Source organism: Treponema sp., assembly GCF_045657965.1.
In the GTDB taxonomy this organism is placed as follows: Bacteria; Spirochaetota; Spirochaetia; order Treponematales; family Treponemataceae; genus Treponema_D.
In genome coordinates this window covers 1-2,614 of the sequence record NZ_JAZOUG010000103.1, presented here as the reverse complement: position 1 = coordinate 2,614, position 2,614 = coordinate 1, and the positions used below count along the sequence as shown (strand labels likewise).

Below are 2,614 nucleotides of genomic sequence, written 5' to 3'. Positions count from 1 at the left end.
TGTTGTACGGAAGAATGAGGAATTTCTTTCCTTTCTGTTTTTCGATTTCGAATGTTTCTCCACCGATAATAATTTCGTTTTCGTTTTTCTTTTCTTTCTGTTTTTTGCCGCCAAAGTGTCCGTCATCACGTCCTAAAAGCTTACCTTTGACAGAGGCAAAAGTTGAGCCTGAATATTCAAGATTTCCGGTAAGACTTCGGCCGCGTTTTCCTCTGATTGCAGCAAGTTTTGCTTCCAAATCCGGAGAGATTTTTGAAAGAAGAGATTTCGTAAGAGGAGAAACCGACATTGCAAAAGTGCGGCTTGTGCGTACGATTTCACCTGCAACGATAAAAAGCGGATCTGTGCGGAACATTGAAGAGCCCGGGTGAATTGAAATGTGGTCTGCCGTAAGTGTGCGGTAGTTCTCACGGCCTTCGCGGACTGCAACAAACTGAATCATTCCGCTTGCAATACAGCAAAGATAATCGTCCATGCTTCCGCCGCTTCCGATTGGAATTCCGAGCTGCCCGATTTCTTCTTCCAGCTGCTGTTTTATGTTTGCAATTTCTGCCATTACGCGCTCGTCAAGGTAATTGTTCTGGCAGAAACGCACCGGATTTTTCATAGACTGGTATGTGCGGAAAAGTTTTACGTAAGAGACAAAATCGCCCTGAATGTCACGGAATGCATGGTGTGCCTTTCGTGCATCGCTTTCTTCTCCCGGTGGAAGAATAAAAGGCGAGTGAGTGCTCATGAAGGCAGCTGCAATTACAGTTTCTTCAAGAACTTCCGGATATCGCATAATGCTTTCAACTAAGATTCGGCTCACGCGGGGTTCCAGCGGGAATTCTACCATGAGCTTTCCGATTGAAGAAAGAGTGTGGTCAGGATTTAAAGCGCCCATCTGGTTTAATGTTTCCACAGCTCCACGGATGTCTTCTTTTTGAGGAGCTGAAATAAAGTCGAATGTGTCAAAATCAGTGATTCCAAGCTCACTCATGCGTAAGACAACTTCGCTCAAATCTGTACGGTAGATTTCTTCGGTCGTGTATTCAGGTCGGGTATCAAAATCTTTCCGGCTGTAAAGGCGGTAGCAGGTGCCAGGCTGTGTTCTGCCTGCCCGGCCGCGCCTCTGGTTTGAGCTTGCCTTACTTACAGGTGTTTCATTAAGACTTGAAGTAAAGGTCTTCGGGCTGTAGAAATTGAGTTTTGCAAGACCTGAATCGATTACAGTTGTAATTCCGTTGATTGTAACAGAAGTTTCTGCAATGTTTGTTGAAAGAACGACCTTTTTCTTTCCGAGCGGGGCATTGTCAAAAACGCGCTCCTGTTCTTCTTTTGGAAGACGGCCATAAAGAGGCACAATATGAATCTTTGAATGAAAATTTGAAAACTGAAGCCGCTTTGCGCAGTCTTTGATGATTTTTTCGCCCGGTAAAAACACCAAAATGTCGCCGTCTTCGTGATTGTCAAGAACGCGGTCAATCGTTTTTTCGATTTTTGAAAGAAGATATTCGCATCCTGTGGCAGTGGCGGTTGTTGTGCTCTGACCTTTAAGCGGCGGATCGTAAACCATTGTGACCGGGAAGGTTTGAGTGTCGATTGTTACGATAGGGCAGTTTCCGAAATAGGCAGAAAAAGCTTCGGCATTCATTGTTGCACTTGAAACGATTACTTTAAAATCCGGGCGGGCAGCAAGTACACGCTTTAAAAGACCGAGGACGAAATCGATGTTAAGACTGCGTTCATGAGTTTCATCGACCATAATTACAGAATATTTTGTCATCCACGGATCAAGCTTCATTTCCTGCAGTAAGATTCCGTCGGTCATGATTTTGATTTTTGTGCTTGTGTCGGTTTTATCTTCGAATCGCATTTTGTATCCGACAAGCCCCGGGTAATTTGTTTTAAGCTGTTTTGCAATAAATTCTGAGACACTTAGGGCTGCAATACGGCGCGGCTGGGTTACTGCAATTACGCCGTTTTCTGAATAACCCGCCTCATGCAGAATGACTGGAATCTGAGTGGTTTTTCCGCTTCCTGTAGGCGACTGAACGACAATAACCTGATTCTGTCGTAAACATTCGAGTATTTTTTCTTTCTGTTCGTATACCGGTAATTTTTTGTAGTCAATAGCCATAAATTAAGTATAAAAGAAAAATGAGTGAGTTACAATGCGAGTGTTATTTTCCGGAAAGTTCTCGTTCCATAATTTTTTTCCGTTCTGTAAGATATTTAGCCCAGTTTACAATTTCTGCTTTATCCAGTGCGTTAATAAAATCTTCGTTCAGTTCTTTTACAACAAACTGCCATGAAGGAGTAATATATGTTGTAATTAAATGCGGTTCAATATCTGAAAGAATTATGCTTCCATCTGCATTTTTGCTTGCTTTGAGCTTAATAATCAGACCTTCACCGGTAAAGTCCCGCGGAGTTTCTGGAGCAGAAAACTGCGGATTTGTTCTTTGTGCAGAGATTGTGTTTCCGTTTGCATACATAATGAATTTTCCGCTTTCTGTCTGTTCAAAGATTTTTGCTACGTGCGGATGATTTGCCCAGATTATGTCAATTTTACATTCTTCGATTAAACGCTTAAAAAAAACACGGTGATTTTCGGTCACTTTTAAGATGT

General features: G+C 42.5%; 2 protein-coding genes. Both read right to left on the bottom strand.

Features of this window, described 5'->3' with window-relative positions; genetic code table 11:
• Nucleotides 1–2,122 (bottom strand): helicase-related protein (locus ACKI5B_RS03810; protein ID WP_407425995.1); only part of this gene is annotated, 2,122 nt, incomplete at its 3' end.
• A gap of 43 nt (nt 2,123–2,165) precedes the next feature.
• Nucleotides 2,166–2,614, bottom strand: a 449-nt coding sequence (locus tag ACKI5B_RS03805) for a CapA family protein (RefSeq protein WP_407425993.1), incomplete at its 5' end; no start/stop codon positions are given.